This window comes from Streptomyces sp. NBC_00400 (assembly GCF_036048035.1).
GTDB lineage: Bacteria > Actinomycetota > Actinomycetes > Streptomycetales > Streptomycetaceae > Streptomyces.
The window spans coordinates 4427876-4441439 of record NZ_CP107940.1; the positions used below are offsets into that span (position 1 = coordinate 4427876).

At 70.2% G+C, this 13564-nt stretch carries 13 protein-coding genes and 1 tRNA gene; 10 read left to right on the plus strand and 4 right to left on the minus strand.

Annotated elements, in window-relative coordinates; translation table 11 throughout:
• The first annotated feature begins 134 nt into the window (after positions 1 to 134).
• The 8 genes from purS (at position 135) to purM (ending at position 8713) form a co-directional block, all read left to right on the plus strand.
• Entirely contained in the window at positions 135 to 380 is a 246-nt protein-coding gene (purS, locus tag OHS81_RS19290) for a phosphoribosylformylglycinamidine synthase subunit PurS (RefSeq protein ID WP_006604673.1), read from the plus strand.
• Positions 377 to 1060, plus strand: a complete 684-nt coding sequence (purQ, locus tag OHS81_RS19295; protein WP_328385974.1) for a phosphoribosylformylglycinamidine synthase subunit PurQ — start codon at positions 377 to 379, stop codon at positions 1058 to 1060. The genes purS and purQ overlap by 4 nt, the downstream gene beginning before the upstream one ends.
• Positions 1057 to 3306: a phosphoribosylformylglycinamidine synthase subunit PurL gene (purL, locus tag OHS81_RS19300; protein WP_328385975.1), complete on the plus strand. Its 2250-nt coding sequence runs from the start codon at positions 1057 to 1059 to the stop codon at positions 3304 to 3306. The genes purQ and purL overlap by 4 nt, the downstream gene beginning before the upstream one ends.
• A gap of 160 nt (positions 3307 to 3466) precedes the next feature.
• The gene (locus OHS81_RS19305) at positions 3467 to 3982 is read left to right on the plus strand and encodes an ArsR family transcriptional regulator (protein WP_328385976.1); all 516 of its coding nucleotides are present in this window, start codon (positions 3467 to 3469) and stop codon (positions 3980 to 3982) included.
• Positions 3983 to 4015: 33 nt separating this feature from the next.
• Positions 4016 to 4861, plus strand: a complete 846-nt coding sequence (locus OHS81_RS19310) for a M23 family metallopeptidase (RefSeq protein ID WP_328385977.1) — start codon at positions 4016 to 4018, stop codon at positions 4859 to 4861.
• Positions 4862 to 4932: 71 nt separating this feature from the next.
• Entirely contained in the window at positions 4933 to 5730 is a 798-nt protein-coding gene (locus OHS81_RS19315) for a maleylpyruvate isomerase family mycothiol-dependent enzyme (protein ID WP_328385978.1), read from the plus strand.
• Between the two features lie 318 nt (positions 5731 to 6048).
• Positions 6049 to 7608, plus strand: a complete 1560-nt coding sequence (gene purF, locus OHS81_RS19320; RefSeq protein WP_311625794.1) for an amidophosphoribosyltransferase — start codon at positions 6049 to 6051, stop codon at positions 7606 to 7608.
• 34 nt (positions 7609 to 7642) lie between these two features.
• Positions 7643 to 8713, plus strand: a complete 1071-nt coding sequence (purM, locus tag OHS81_RS19325; protein ID WP_328385979.1) for a phosphoribosylformylglycinamidine cyclo-ligase — start codon at positions 7643 to 7645, stop codon at positions 8711 to 8713.
• 173 nt (positions 8714 to 8886) lie between these two features.
• On the opposite strand, the gene OHS81_RS19330 is transcribed toward purM, so the two are convergent.
• Entirely contained in the window at positions 8887 to 9138 is a 252-nt protein-coding gene (locus tag OHS81_RS19330) for a DUF3073 domain-containing protein (RefSeq protein ID WP_030086208.1), read from the minus strand.
• A gap of 319 nt (positions 9139 to 9457) precedes the next feature.
• Positions 9458 to 10576, minus strand: coding sequence for a Leu/Phe/Val dehydrogenase (locus tag OHS81_RS19335; RefSeq protein ID WP_328385980.1), 1119 nt, complete (start codon positions 10574 to 10576; stop codon positions 9458 to 9460).
• A gap of 197 nt (positions 10577 to 10773) precedes the next feature.
• Between OHS81_RS19335 and OHS81_RS19340 the strand changes: the two genes are divergently transcribed.
• Both OHS81_RS19340 and bldC read left to right on the plus strand, forming a co-directional pair.
• Complete coding sequence (locus OHS81_RS19340; RefSeq protein WP_328385981.1) at positions 10774 to 11610, plus strand: hypothetical protein; 837 nt, start codon at positions 10774 to 10776, stop codon at positions 11608 to 11610.
• A gap of 512 nt (positions 11611 to 12122) precedes the next feature.
• On the plus strand, positions 12123 to 12329 hold the full coding sequence (gene bldC / locus OHS81_RS19345; protein WP_003949541.1) for a developmental transcriptional regulator BldC: 207 nt from the start codon (positions 12123 to 12125) through the stop codon (positions 12327 to 12329).
• Positions 12330 to 12858: 529 nt separating this feature from the next.
• Here the strand turns inward: bldC and OHS81_RS19350 are convergent.
• Positions 12859 to 13092, minus strand: coding sequence for a DUF6274 family protein (locus OHS81_RS19350; RefSeq protein ID WP_328385982.1), 234 nt, complete (start codon positions 13090 to 13092; stop codon positions 12859 to 12861).
• 319 nt (positions 13093 to 13411) lie between these two features.
• Positions 13412 to 13486: transfer RNA gene (locus tag OHS81_RS19355), tRNA-Asp, on the minus strand.
• Positions 13487 to 13564: the final 78 nt, after the last annotated feature.

Consider the following 13564-nt stretch of genomic DNA (forward strand, 5'->3'; position numbering starts at 1 on the left):
TCGAGAATTTTTCCTGAGCTGCACTCCTTCCGATACCGGACCGTGATCGGGCCACCCGCATATCTATGCGCGTAGATTTTCGAACACGGTACTGTGAGGACACCGCCTTACGCACCACACCACCGGGAGTGCCAGTGGCACGCGTCGTAGTCGACGTCATGCTCAAGCCGGAGATCCTCGACCCGCAGGGGCAGGCGGTGCAGCGCGCACTGCCACGCCTGGGCTTCGAGGGGATCGCCGACGTCCGTCAGGGCAAGCGTTTCGAACTTGAGGTGGAGGGTCCGGTTGACGACGCCGCCCTCGCTCGCATCCATGAGATGGCCGAGACCTTCCTCGCCAACACCGTCATCGAAGACTTCACCGTGCGGGTCGACTCATGACCTCGCGGATCGGAGTCATTACCTTCCCCGGCACGCTCGACGACCGCGACACCCAGCGCGCGGTCCGGGTCGCCGGTGCCGAAGCGGTGCCGCTGTGGCACCGCGACAAGGACCTCAAGCAGGTCGACGCCGTGGTGCTGCCCGGCGGTTTCTCGTACGGCGACTATCTGCGGGCCGGCGCCATTTCCCGGTTCTCGCCGGTGATGGAGACCGTGATCGAGCAGGCCAGGGCCGGTATGCCGGTCCTCGGTATCTGCAACGGCTTCCAGGTGCTCACCGAGACCCACCTGCTGCCCGGCGCCATGCTGCGCAACAACCATCTGCACTTCATCTGCCGCGACCAGAAGCTGCGGGTGGAGAACGCGGAGACCTCCTGGACCGCGGACTACGCGGCCGGCCAGGAGATCAGCATCCCGCTGAAGAACATCGACGGCCGGTACGTCGCCGACGAGCGCACGCTCGACATGCTCGAGGCCGAGGGCCGGGTCGCCTTCCGCTACCTGGACGGCAACCCCAACGGCTCGCTCCGCGACATCGCCGGCATCACCAATGAGGCGGGCAATGTCGTCGGCCTCATGCCGCACCCCGAGCACGCCGTGGAGCCGCTGATCGGTACGGGCCGTACCGACGGCCTCGGATTCTTCACCTCGATCCTGAAGAAGCTGGTCAACGCCTCATGACTCTCGACACCGTCAAGCACGCAGCCGAGACGCCGGACACCGACCAGCCGTGGGCCGAGCTTGGCCTGAAGCAGGACGAGTACCAGCGCATCCGCGAGATCCTCGGCCGCCGTCCCACCGGCGCCGAACTCGCCATGTACTCGGTGATGTGGTCCGAGCACTGCTCCTACAAGAGCAGCAAGGTCCATCTGAAGCAGTTCGGCGAGAAGGCCCCGGAGAACGACGCGCTGCTCGTCGGGATCGGCGAGAACGCCGGTGTCGTCGACGTCGGCCAGGGCTACGCCGTCACCTTCAAGGTGGAGTCCCACAACCACCCCTCGTACATCGAGCCCTACCAGGGCGCGGCCACCGGCGTCGGCGGCATCGTCCGCGACATCCTCGCCATGGGTGCCCGCCCGGTCGCCGTCGTGGACCCGCTGCGCTTCGGTGCCGCCGACCACCCCGACACCAAGCGCGTCCTGCCGGGCGTGGTGTCGGGCATCGGGGGCTACGGCAACTGCCTGGGCCTGCCCAACATCGGCGGCGAGGTCGTCTTCGATGCCTGCTATCAGGGCAACCCGCTGGTCAACGCCGGCTGCATCGGCGTCATGAAGCACGAGGACATCCACCTCGCCAAGGCGTCCGGCACGGGCAACAAGGTCATCCTCTACGGCGCCCGCACCGGCGGCGACGGCATCGGCGGTGTCTCCGTGCTGGCCTCGGAGACCTTCGACGACTCCAAGCCCACCAAGCGCCCCGCCGTCCAGGTCGGCGACCCCTTCCAGGAGAAGCTGCTCATCGAGTGCACCCTGGAGATCTTCAAGGAAGACCTGGTCGACGGCATCCAGGACCTCGGCGGCGCCGGGCTGTCCTGCGCCACCAGCGAGCTGGCCTCGGCCGGCTCCGGCGGGATGCGCGTCGAGCTGGACACCGTGCCGCTGCGTGACTCCTCCCTCTCGCCCGAGGAAATCCTCATGAGCGAGTCGCAGGAGCGGATGTGCGCGATCGTCGAGCCGGGGAACGTCGACCGCTTCCTGGAGATCTGCGAGAAGTGGGACGTCATCGCGACCGTCATCGGTGAGGTGACCGAGGGCTCGCAGCTGGAGATCTTCTGGCACGGCGAGCAGATCGTGGACGTGCCGCCGCGCACCGTCGCCCATGAGGGCCCGGTCTACGAGCGCCCGTATGCCCGGCCCGACTGGCAGGACACCCTCCAGGCCGACGACGCGGCCAAGCTGGCCCGCCCGGCGAACGCGGACGAGCTGCGCGCGCAGGTCCTGCAGCTGGTGGCCTCGCCCAACCAGGCCTCCAAGGCGTGGATCACCGACCAGTACGACCGGTTCGTGCAGGGCAACACCGTCCTCGCACAGCCGGAGGACGCCGGCATGGTCCGGATCGACGAGGACAGCAACCTCGGCGTCGCGCTCGCCACGGACGGCAACGGGCGCTACGCCAAGCTCGACCCGTACACCGGCGCGCAGCTGGCGCTGGCCGAGGCCTACCGCAACGTCGCCGCGTCCGGCGCCAAGCCGCTGGCGGTCTCCGACTGCCTGAACTTCGGTTCGCCCGAGGACCCGGCGGTCATGTGGCAGTTCGCCGAGGCCACCCGTGGTCTCGCCGACGCCTGCCAGACCCTCGGCACCCCGGTCACCGGCGGCAATGTGTCGCTCTACAACCAGACCGGCGAGGTGGCGATCCACCCGACCCCGGTCGTTGCCGTGCTCGGCGTGATCGACGACGTGAACCGCCGTACCCCGATCGCCTTCGCGGACGAGGGCCAGCTGCTGTACCTGCTGGGTGACACTCGCGAGGAACTGGGCGGTTCGGCCTGGTCGCAGGTGGTGCACGACCACCTCGGCGGTCTGCCGCCGAAGGTGGACCTGGAGCGCGAGCGGCTGCTGGCCGAGGTGCTGATCTCCGCCTCCCGCGACGGCATGATCGACGCCGCGCACGACCTCTCCGACGGCGGTCTGGTCCAGGCCGTGGTGGAGTCCTGCCTGCGCGGCGGCAAGGGCGCCCGCCTCGTCGTTCCCGACGGTCTCGACCCCTTCGTGCTGCTCTTCTCCGAGTCGGCGGGCCGGGCCGTGGTGGCCGTGCCGCGCAGCGAGGAGCTCCGCTTCACCGACATGTGCGGTGCGCGGGGGCTGCCGGCCACCCGGATCGGTGTGGTCGACGGCGCCGAGATCGACGTCCAGGGGCAGTTCAGCATCCCGCTGAGCGAGCTCAAGGACGCGCACGAGGCGACCATCCCGGGCCTGATCGCCTGAGACGGAGCCCGGGCGCCGCGCCGCGCCACTGACGGTCCGACGGTCCGTTCCCGCCATGGGGACGGGCCGTCGCCGTCTTCCCGCACCTGCTCGTACGTTCTCACTCCTTCCCGCACCGGCAGCCATTGCCATGAATTACGTCTTTACGTAATCTCTGACTATGGATCTGGAGCAGCGGCTGGCCGAGGTGGAACGGCGGCTGGCCGCGCTGGAACGGTCCGCCGCCCGCCCTCCGGTTTCCGCGCCCGAGCGGGAGCCGGACGAGGAGCTGTGGGCGCTGCGCGGCCTCAAGGAGCAGTGGGCCGAACTCGGCGCCGACAACGGCGGAGTGCTCTTCACCGGGGCCGTACGGACGCCTGCCGGGCTGCGCTACGAGTGGCAGTACGGCCTGGCCACCGACGTCCTGCTGGACGACGACTGGGCGGCCGCCGCAGAGTCGTTCGCCGCACTGGGCCAGCCCCTGCGGCTGCGGCTGCTGCGCGAGATCCTCGGCGGCCGCTGCACCGCCGCCGAACTCACCGAGCTCGACGGCACGGGCACGACCGGCCAGATCTACCACCACCTGCGGCAGTTGACCGCCGCCGGCTGGCTCCAGACGGCCGCCCGCGGCCGCTACGAGGTTCCGGCCGGCCGCGTCGTACCGCTGCTGGTGATGCTGACCGCCGCCGGGTGCTGACGCCCGGCCACACGACCTCACGGGGGAGACGGAATGAAGTCCACCACGGAACGCAAGCTCGCCAGGAACGCCGCACGCGCCTGCCTGCTGATCTTTCTCGTGATCGTCGTCGCGAGCTTCTTCGCCGACATTCCGTATTGGTGGGGCTGGGTTCCCCTGGGCCTCTGGATACTCATCGGGTTCGGGGTGAACCGCCGGGCGGCCCGCGCGGAGGGGGAGGGCGCGACGGGCCCGGCCCGCGAGCCGGTGGCGGTCGCCGCTCCGGTCGCCGGCCGCTGGAAGGCCCTCAACAGCCCCGCCGACAAGGTGCCCAGCCATGGCACACGGGCCTACGGGCAGGCGTACGCGATCGACATCGTGGCGGAACCGGAGCCGGACTCCAGGCCCGCCTTCGGCTGGTGGCCCCTGGTCCGCCGCAACGAGGACTTCCCGGCCTTCGGCGCGCCCCTGCTCGCCGTCGCGGATGCCACCGTCGTCCGTGCCGAGGACGGCAGCCGCGACCATCTCAGCCGCACGTCCTGGCCCGCGGCCGTCTACCTGCTCGCCCTGGAGGGACCGGCCCGCGCGCTCGGCGGCGCCCGCCCGTTGCTCGGCAACCATGTGATCCTCGACCTGGGCAACGGCGTCCACGCGCTCTACGCCCATGTCCGCCGCGGTTCGCTCACCGTGCGTACGGGCGACCGGGTGCGGGCCGGAGAAACCCTCGGCCAGTGCGGCGACTCCGGCAACAGCAGCGAGCCGCACGTCCACTTCCAGCTCATGGACGCCGCCGACCCGGTCACCGCCCAGGGCGTCCCGTTCACCTGGCAGGGCGTCGGCGTCCCGCGGGGCGGCGAGACCTTCGAGGCCGCGGCGCCGCGGACGGCACCGGCGAGCTGAACGCCGGCAGCCCGGCGGCCGTCTCGCGGATTCGGCGGCACCTGTCAGTGCCGCCTCGTAGGCTGACGGACATGCCTCCTGCCGCCCGGAAGCCGCGCCCCCGCCGGTACGACCCGAAGAAGACCCGCAGCGCCGTCACGGCCCAGCTCGCGTACGTCCAGGAGGCCGTACGCGCCCTTGAGCCGGGCCAGTTGGCGCTGCCGACCCGGCTCGGCGACTGGACGGTGCGCGAGCTGGCGGCGCATCTGTCCATGGCCGTGGGGAGCGTGGCGCGCAGTCTTGAGCGGCCGGTGCCGGAGCGGGCGGAGGCCACCTTGCCGGAGTGGCCGTCGGCAGCCGCGCCGCGCGCCTTTGACGTCGACGCGCGCACCCGCGCCCTGGCCGACGCGCACGACCCCGTGGAGCTGCTGGAACGCACCGCCGCCGAGTTCGCCGAGGTCGTCGAGCGGGAGCCGGACGACCGGCTGGTGCCGGTCCTGCCCGGCGCGATGCCGCTGGCCGACTTCCTCGTCACCCGCTGTCTCGAACTCGTCGTGCACACCGACGACCTCGCGGCGGCGACCGGCCTGGAGATCCCCTTCGACCGCCAGGCCCTGGCCGCCACCACCCGCCTGCTGGCCGACGTCCTGGCGGACCGGGCCCCCGGCGGTTCGGTGGAGCTGCGGATTCCGCCGTTCGCCGTGGTGCAGTGCGTGGCGGGCCCCAAGCACACCCGCGGCACCCCGCCGAATGTCGTCGAGACCGACCCGCTGACCTGGATACGGCTGGCCACCGGCCGTACGTCCTGGGCCGAGGCGCTGGACGCGGCGACGGTCAGCGCCGGCGGTGAGCGGGCCGATATCAGTGGGTATCTGCCCGTGCTGAGCTGACGGCGGCCGGCCCGGCACCCGCACCCGACGCGGGCGGCGCCCCGTCACCCCCGCTGATCGCGGCCGCGGGGGGCGTCGCGCATCTCACACGGAGCGGGACGCGCCCCCACACCGCAAGATCCACACGGCCGGCGCCGGGGACCCCGCACCCGGCGGCACGCCAGGTGAGCCAAGGGATCCGAGGTGCGCCGGGGCCCTGAGCCACCCGCCGCGAGGCGTGGGCACGTCAAGCCGTGCGGCCCCTCATTCATGCACTCATCCAGTTTCGCGGCCATCCCCGGTTCGGATGAATGCGCGACCTGCCCTAGACTCGGTGGCGTGCCACGTGGTGACGGACGACTCAACCACGACCTGCTCCCCGGCGAGAAGGGCCCCCAGGACGCTTGCGGCGTCTTCGGTGTCTGGGCTCCGGGTGAAGAGGTCGCCAAACTCACCTATTTCGGGCTGTATGCGCTGCAGCACCGTGGACAGGAGTCCGCGGGCATCGCGGTGAGCAACGGCTCCCAGATCCTCGTTTTCAAGGACATGGGCCTGGTTTCCCAGGTCTTCGACGAGACTTCGCTCGGCTCCCTCCAGGGCCATATCGCCGTGGGCCATGCCCGCTACTCCACCACCGGTGCCTCGGTGTGGGAGAACGCCCAGCCGACGTTCCGTGCGACCGCGCACGGCTCGATCGCGCTCGGCCACAACGGCAACCTGGTGAACACCGCCGAGCTGGCGGATCTGGTCGCCGCGCTGCCCCGCGAGGGCGGCCGGGCGACCCAGGTCGCGGCCACCAACGACACCGACCTGGTGACGGCGCTGCTGGCCGGCCAGGTCGACGAGGACGGCAAACCGCTGACCGTCGAGGAGGCCGCCCCGCGCGTCCTGCCGAAGGTCAAGGGCGCCTTCTCGCTCTGCTTCATGGACGAGCACACGCTCTACGCCGCCCGCGACCCGCAGGGCATCCGCCCGCTGGTCCTCGGCCGCCTGGAGCGCGGCTGGGTGGTCGCCTCCGAGACCGCCGCCCTCGACATCTGCGGCGCCAGCTTCATCCGGGAGATCGAGCCCGGCGAGATGGTCGCCATCGACGAGAACGGTCTGCGCAGCAGCCGCTTCGCCGAGGCCCGCCCCAAGGGCTGCGTCTTCGAGTACGTGTACCTCGCCCGCCCGGACACCGACATCGCCGGCCGCAATGTGTACCTCTCCCGGGTGGAGATGGGCCGCAAGCTGGCCGCCGAGGCGCCGGCCGATGCCGACCTGGTGATAGCGACGCCGGAGTCCGGCACGCCCGCCGCCGTCGGATACGCCGAAGCCAGCGGCATCCCCTACGGCTCCGGCCTGGTCAAGAACTCCTACGTCGGCCGGACCTTCATCCAGCCCTCGCAGACCATCCGCCAGCTCGGTATCCGGCTCAAGCTCAACCCGCTCAAGGAAGTCATCCGCGGCAAGCGCCTGGTGGTCGTCGACGACTCGATCGTCCGCGGCAACACCCAGCGCGCCCTGGTCCGGATGCTGCGCGAGGCCGGTGCGCTCGAGGTCCACATCCGGATCTCGTCCCCGCCGATCAAGTGGCCGTGCTTCTTCGGCATCGACTTCGCCACCCGCGCGGAGCTGATCGCCAACGGGCTGAGCGTGGAGGAGATCGGCAAGTCGCTGGGCGCCGATTCGCTCGCGTACATCTCCATCGACGGCATGACGGAGGCGACCACGATCGCCAAGCCGAACCTGTGCCGCGCCTGCTTCGACGGCGAGTACCCGATGGAGCTGCCCGACCCGGGGCTGCTGGGCAAGCACCTCCTGGAGTCGGAGACCGCGAGCGGGACCACGTCCGATGTGGACGGCGTCCAGACGCTCACCGCCGGGGTCGGCGGGGCCGACGCGCTGCGTCGCCCGTAGAGCTCGTTCACACACGACAGGAAAGTGCTCAGCCATGTCCGCTGAATCCTCCGGTGCCAGCTACGCCGCCGCGGGCGTCGACATCGAAGCCGGCGACCGCGCCGTGGACCTGATGAAGGAGTGGGTGAAGAAGGCCACCCGGCCCGAGGTCGTCGGCGGGCTCGGCGGCTTCGCCGGCCTCTTCGACGCCTCCGCCCTCAAGCGGTACGAGCGTCCGCTGCTCGCCTCCGCGACCGACGGCGTCGGCACGAAGGTCGACATCGCCCGCAAGATGGGCGTCTACGACAGCATCGGTCACGACCTCGTCGGCATGGTCGTCGACGACCTGGTCGTCTGCGGCGCCGAGCCGCTGTTCATGACCGACTACATCTGCGTCGGCAAGGTCTACCCCGAGCGGGTCGCCGCGATCGTCAAGGGCATCGCCGAGGGCTGTGTGCTGGCCGGCTGTGCGCTGGTCGGCGGCGAGACCGCGGAACACCCGGGGCTGCTGGGCGCGGACGAGTTCGATGTCGCGGGTGCCGGCACCGGCGTCGTCGAGGCGGACCGGGTGCTGGGCGCGGATCGTATCCGTACGGGCGACGCGGTGATCGCCATGGCGTCCTCCGGGCTTCACTCGAACGGGTACTCGCTGGTCCGCCATGTGCTGTTCGACCGTGTGGGCATGGCCCTGGACCGGGAGATCCCGGAGTTCGGCCGCACGCTCGGCGAAGAGCTCCTGGAGCCCACCAAGATCTACTCGCTGGACTGCCTGGCGCTGACCCGTACGACCGAGGTGCACGCCTTCTCGCACATCACCGGCGGCGGTCTGGCCAACAACCTCGCCCGGGTGATCCCGGACGGTCTGCACGCCACCGTCGACCGCGCCACCTGGACGCCGGGCCCGGTCTTCGACCTGGTCGGCACGGCCGGCTCGGTCGCCCGCCCGGAGCTGGAGAAGACCCTGAACATGGGCGTCGGCATGATGGCCGTCGTTCCGCAGGGTTCGGTGGAGGCCGCCCTGACCACGCTGGCCGACCGAGGCGTGGACGCCTGGGTCAGCGGCGAGATCACCGACCGCGGTGACCGCGCAGAGGCAGTGACCCTGACCGGTGACTACGCGAGCTGAGCGGACGGGCGCCTGCCACGGCCCCACCCGGGCCGGGACGGGCGCCGCTCTCCCCGGCGGCCGTCGGTGCGGCCGCCGCGCCCACGGTCATCCGGGCAGCACAGAACCCGGTCCGGGCGATGCCCAGGACCGGGTCCGTGATGCTGTTATGGGTGCCGCGAGCGCGCAGAGCGTCAAGCGCGACGACGCTGCTGGGACGAGTCGCCCTCGTCCTCTTCGTCGTCGTCGCTGTTGTACAGATCTGCGTACCGTGCGTACGGGTCGTCGTCCTCGTCCTCCTCGAACGGCTCGGCGTTCGGAGGCTGCTGGTTCGACGGTGATGCACCCAGCTCGTCGGCCAGTCGTGAGAGATCCGTCCCACCGCTGCTGTACTTCAGCTGGCGGGCGACCTTTGTCTGCTTGGCCTTGGCCCGGCCGCGCCCCATGGGTCGACCCCCTCAATGACGGGGCTCGATGGCCCCAGAGTCTTGACACGCGTTCATGGATCAGAGCGGGCTCTCGACAGAGAGACCGGCCCGTAGGGCTTTAACGGTACCTGCTTCCGCGGCCATACGGTACGTCGCCCGCATCACCCGCCGCTCGGCACGACCGGCAAGGCGCCCCGTCCCCGCTGGTCAACTGCGATTTTAACCTGTCCTGTACGGCGACCCGCCGACGGGTGGTGAGGGATGTCTCCCCCGGCCGCCCGTGGCGGGCCGCGTAAGGCTCTCTTTCCGGCCCGCAAGGGCGCATTTCCGGCCTGGGTCAGGGGCGCTGCGCCTCCGCCATGCGCTGCTCGGCCAGGCGGTCGGCGGCCGCGGCGGGCGGAATGCCGTCGGCCTTCGCGCGAGCGAATATCGCCAGCGTGGTGTCGAAGATCTTCGCCGCCTTGGTCTTGCAGCGGTCGAAGTCGAAGCCGTGCAGCTCGTCGGCCACCTGGATGACACCGCCGGCGTTCACGACGTAGTCGGGGGCGTAGAGGATGCCGCGGTCGGAGAGGTCCTTCTCGACGCCGGGGTGGGCGAGCTGGTTGTTGGCCGCGCCGCACACCACCTTCGCGGTCAGCACCGGCAGCGACTCATCACTCAGCGCACCGCCCAGCGCACACGGGGCATAGACGTCCAGGCCCTCGGTGCGGATCAGTGCCTCCGTATCCGCAACGGCCGTGACCTGCGGGTACTTGGCGCGCACCCGCGCCACCGAGTCGGCGCGGACGTCCGTGATCACGACCTCGGCGCCGTCCTCGAGGAGGTGTTCGACGAGGAGGTGGCCGACCTTGCCGACCCCCGCGATGCCCACCCTGCGGCCGCGCAGCGTCGGGTCGCCCCAGGCGTGCTGGGCCGAGGCGCGCATGCCCTGGAAGACGCCGTAGGCGGTCAGGACGGAGGAATCGCCGGCGCCGCCGTTCGCCGGAGAACGGCCGGTGGTCCACTTGTTCGTACGGGAGACGACGTCCATATCGGCGACGTAGGTGCCGACGTCGCAGGCGGTGACGTAGCGGCCGCCGAGGGAGGCCACGAACCGGCCGTAGGCGAGCAGAAGTTCCTCGGTCTTGATCAGGTCGGGGTCACCGATGATCACGGCCTTGCCGCCGCCGTGGTCCAGCCCGGCGAGGGCGTTCTTGTAGGACATGCCGCGCGACAGGTTGAGGGCGTCCAGCACGGCCTCTTCCTCGGAGGCGTAGGCATGGAAGCGGGTGCCGCCGAGGGCGGGGCCCAGGGCGGTGCTGTGGATGGCGATCACGGCCTTGAGGCCGCTGGCACGGTCCTGGCAGAGAACGACCTGCTCATGGCCCCCCTGCTCCGATCGGAACAGGGTGTGCAGAACGCCGCCGTCGTTGCCGGCGTGGGCCGGACGTACGTCAGTCACGGTGGTGACTCCCATAAGTCGCGAAGGGTGCCCTCCGACGGGTGGGGAGGGCCGGTTGAAAAGAGCGTAAGACCTGCGGGACCGGTTGATCGGTCGGGTGCCGAGGATCACCCTCTCCCGGGGGACGGGCATGGGACGATCTGGTCGTATCGCAGGCCGGCGGGGGCCTTCGGGATCTCCCGGCGGCGGACTTCCCCTTTGAAGGAGCGGGCGTGGCCCTGGCGTCGTCGGTGAAGGTCCCGTACATGGCATATCTACGGGTCTACGAGCCGCTGGCTGCGTTCCCCGAGCCGGAGCGCTCCCACTGGGCGCGCTATGCCAAACGGGAGGACACTCCCACCGCCCAGGACGAGCAGCGCCGGGCGCTGGCCGATCTGCTGGCGACCCCGCCGGTGCCGGTGCCGGTCCACGAGAGCGCGGACGCCTTTATCGCCGTGGTGAACGAGGTGACGTGTGTCTGCCCGTGGCGTACCCGGCTGCGGGGCTGGCAGGCCCTGGAGGCGCTGGACGAGCTGCTGCCGGCGTCGGTGCTGGATGCGGCGCTGCCCCCGGTGGTGCGGCTGCAGGCGGCCGGCGACTACGAGCGGTGGCGGGAGCGCAACCCGGACGCGAGGCCCTGGATCCGCGGCGCTGCCTGGCACGTCCCGGTCCGCTGGTTCGTGCTGTTCGACGACGGCGAGCGGGAGTACACAAAGGGTGACCAGGCGCTCGTGATGCGTTATCGGACGCCCATGGTGGAGGCGCGACGACGGGTTGCCCGGGGACTGCGCACGCTGCGCGACGCCCTGGAAGAGGGGCCGCTGATCGACGGCCTGGTAGATGTGGGGCGCTGGCTCGAGGAATTCCACCCGCGTTCGCTCGTGGAGCTGGACTACGGAGGGCTGGTGCACGCGGTGCCCGAGGAACAGCTCGCCGAGGACCGTTCCGCCGCCGAGGTGGCGGAGGGGCTGGCGGCGCTGCGCGACGGGGACGGCGAGCGGGCCGGGGTCGCGTACGAGAAGCTTTCCCAGCGGTGGCGTGCGGTGCGGGAGCGTCAGTTCTCCAGCTGAGTGCCGGTACGGTCCGGGGATCATGATGCGGAATGATTGCTTTCGCTTTTCGGCGTTCGCACGGTACGGGACGTAGGTCCTGATCCGGGCGATTGCCTCAAGCGTGACCTAAAGCACTGACTTCGGGTCTTGCTCCCAAGCCATACCCTCGTGCCAAAATAGGACAAGGAGCCCGACGTGGGCTCCTTCCGTCCAACTAAGGGCGGATAGATCGGTATTGCGCTCCTTGAGGGGTCTCGTGGCGTCTGTTCACGTTGTGACTGATCGTCACGGACGAGTGACTGTCCGCTATGGCACGGTCCATCGGCTTCCGCCGAGGTTGAACACCTGAGAGGGCAATTCCATCGGTTTGGCCGACGTGGCTGGACAGATGGTGTAGTTGTAGTGCCGAGGACAAGCCGTTCGTCCTATAACCGACTCGGCCCGCGTCCGCCATTTCGGGCAACGTGGGTCAAGGTGCAGAATTTAGAGGAAAGAACCGTGATGGTTCGGTTCTCCCGAGGAGGCCGCTCATGACCGCTCGCACCCCTGACGCCGAGCCGCTGCTTACCCCTGCCGAGGTCGCCACGATGTTCCGCGTGGACCCGAAGACGGTGACCCGCTGGGCCAAGGCAGGCAAGCTCACGTCCATCCGCACGCTCGGAGGACACCGGCGTTACCGCGAGGCTGAGGTCCGCGCACTGCTCGCGGGCATTCCGCAGCAGCGCAGCGAGGCCTGAACAACCGCATAACCAGGCCGTTTTCGGGGCCCCCAACCCGAAAATGCCTGCTTTGTACCCCTAGCTCGACCTGCTTCACCTTGCTTCATACAGCTTCATGTGACGCGGCGCCTGCCCCAACAGGCCCCACACCCGCCGCATCTTGGGTACGTCATCGATCGCGCTGGACTCCGCCGGGTCCAGCGCGATCTTTTTGTGTGCGCCCGCTCCAGGGCCCTTCGGGGCGGCCGGGTCGGCACGGCGCCGACAGCACCCCGGATGCCGGTCAGGGCGCCTTCACGGGTCTTGTGGGGGCCTCTGTGCGCGGACTCTGCGGGCTCGTTACTGAGCCGTTTACAGGTAGTGCAATTGCACATATTAAATTGACCGGTTGTATGGCGGGTGTAAGTTCCGCATCGCGTCAAACTAGTTCGGTGACACCCGTCACACTACGCGGCGCTTGAAGACGATACGTCCGCTGCGGTAGAGAACTTCTCCCGCCGCGCCCAACAGCCTGCCACCGTGCGTACGAGGGCGCAGGCGGCGTTGGTCATCCACCCACGGGACTTCCGTCCTCGGCCGCCTGCGGCTCACAGACGGCCGGCGGCGGGGCGGGGGCGGCCGCGGGCGCAGGAGCCGCGGAGCGGGCCGTGTGCGGCTCCATGGCGAGCCGCAGCAGCTGATGGCAGATGGGGCAGTGCCGCATCAAGTGGCGGTAGCGCGTGGCCGCCGACAGATGGGCCCGCAACAGCGCCCTGGTCTCGTGCCGTACCGCAGTCGTCATTGCGCATACCTCCCCGGCCCCCGTGCCCTTCCTCAGTGAGTACCGGTGGTACGTGCCGCAGTCAATACGGCGGGCAGCAATCCGGCTACGCACCGCATTCGGCCGGCGGAGGCAGGCGGCGGCGGAGTCGGACGGCGGAGCGGCCCGCGGCCGGTGGCCCGCGCGGGGCCCCGATACGGGCCGCAGGGGCGGGTCCTGACGGGGAGTGCGGTGACCGTCGTCCGGCGGTGGCCGCACACCGGGCGCGGACCGCTCCGGACCGAACGGCCCCGGACAGCAGAACGGCCCGCATCCGAGAAGGATGCGGGCCGTAACTATGCGGTCCTGACGGGATTTGAACCCGCGGCCTCCACCTTGACAGGGTGGCGAGCACTCCAAACTGCTCCACAGGACCTTGCGTTTCGCTTTCCGCTTGCGGCGGGCTGCGGAACAAGACTGTACAGCAGGTCAGGGGGTGCGGTCGAACTCGCTA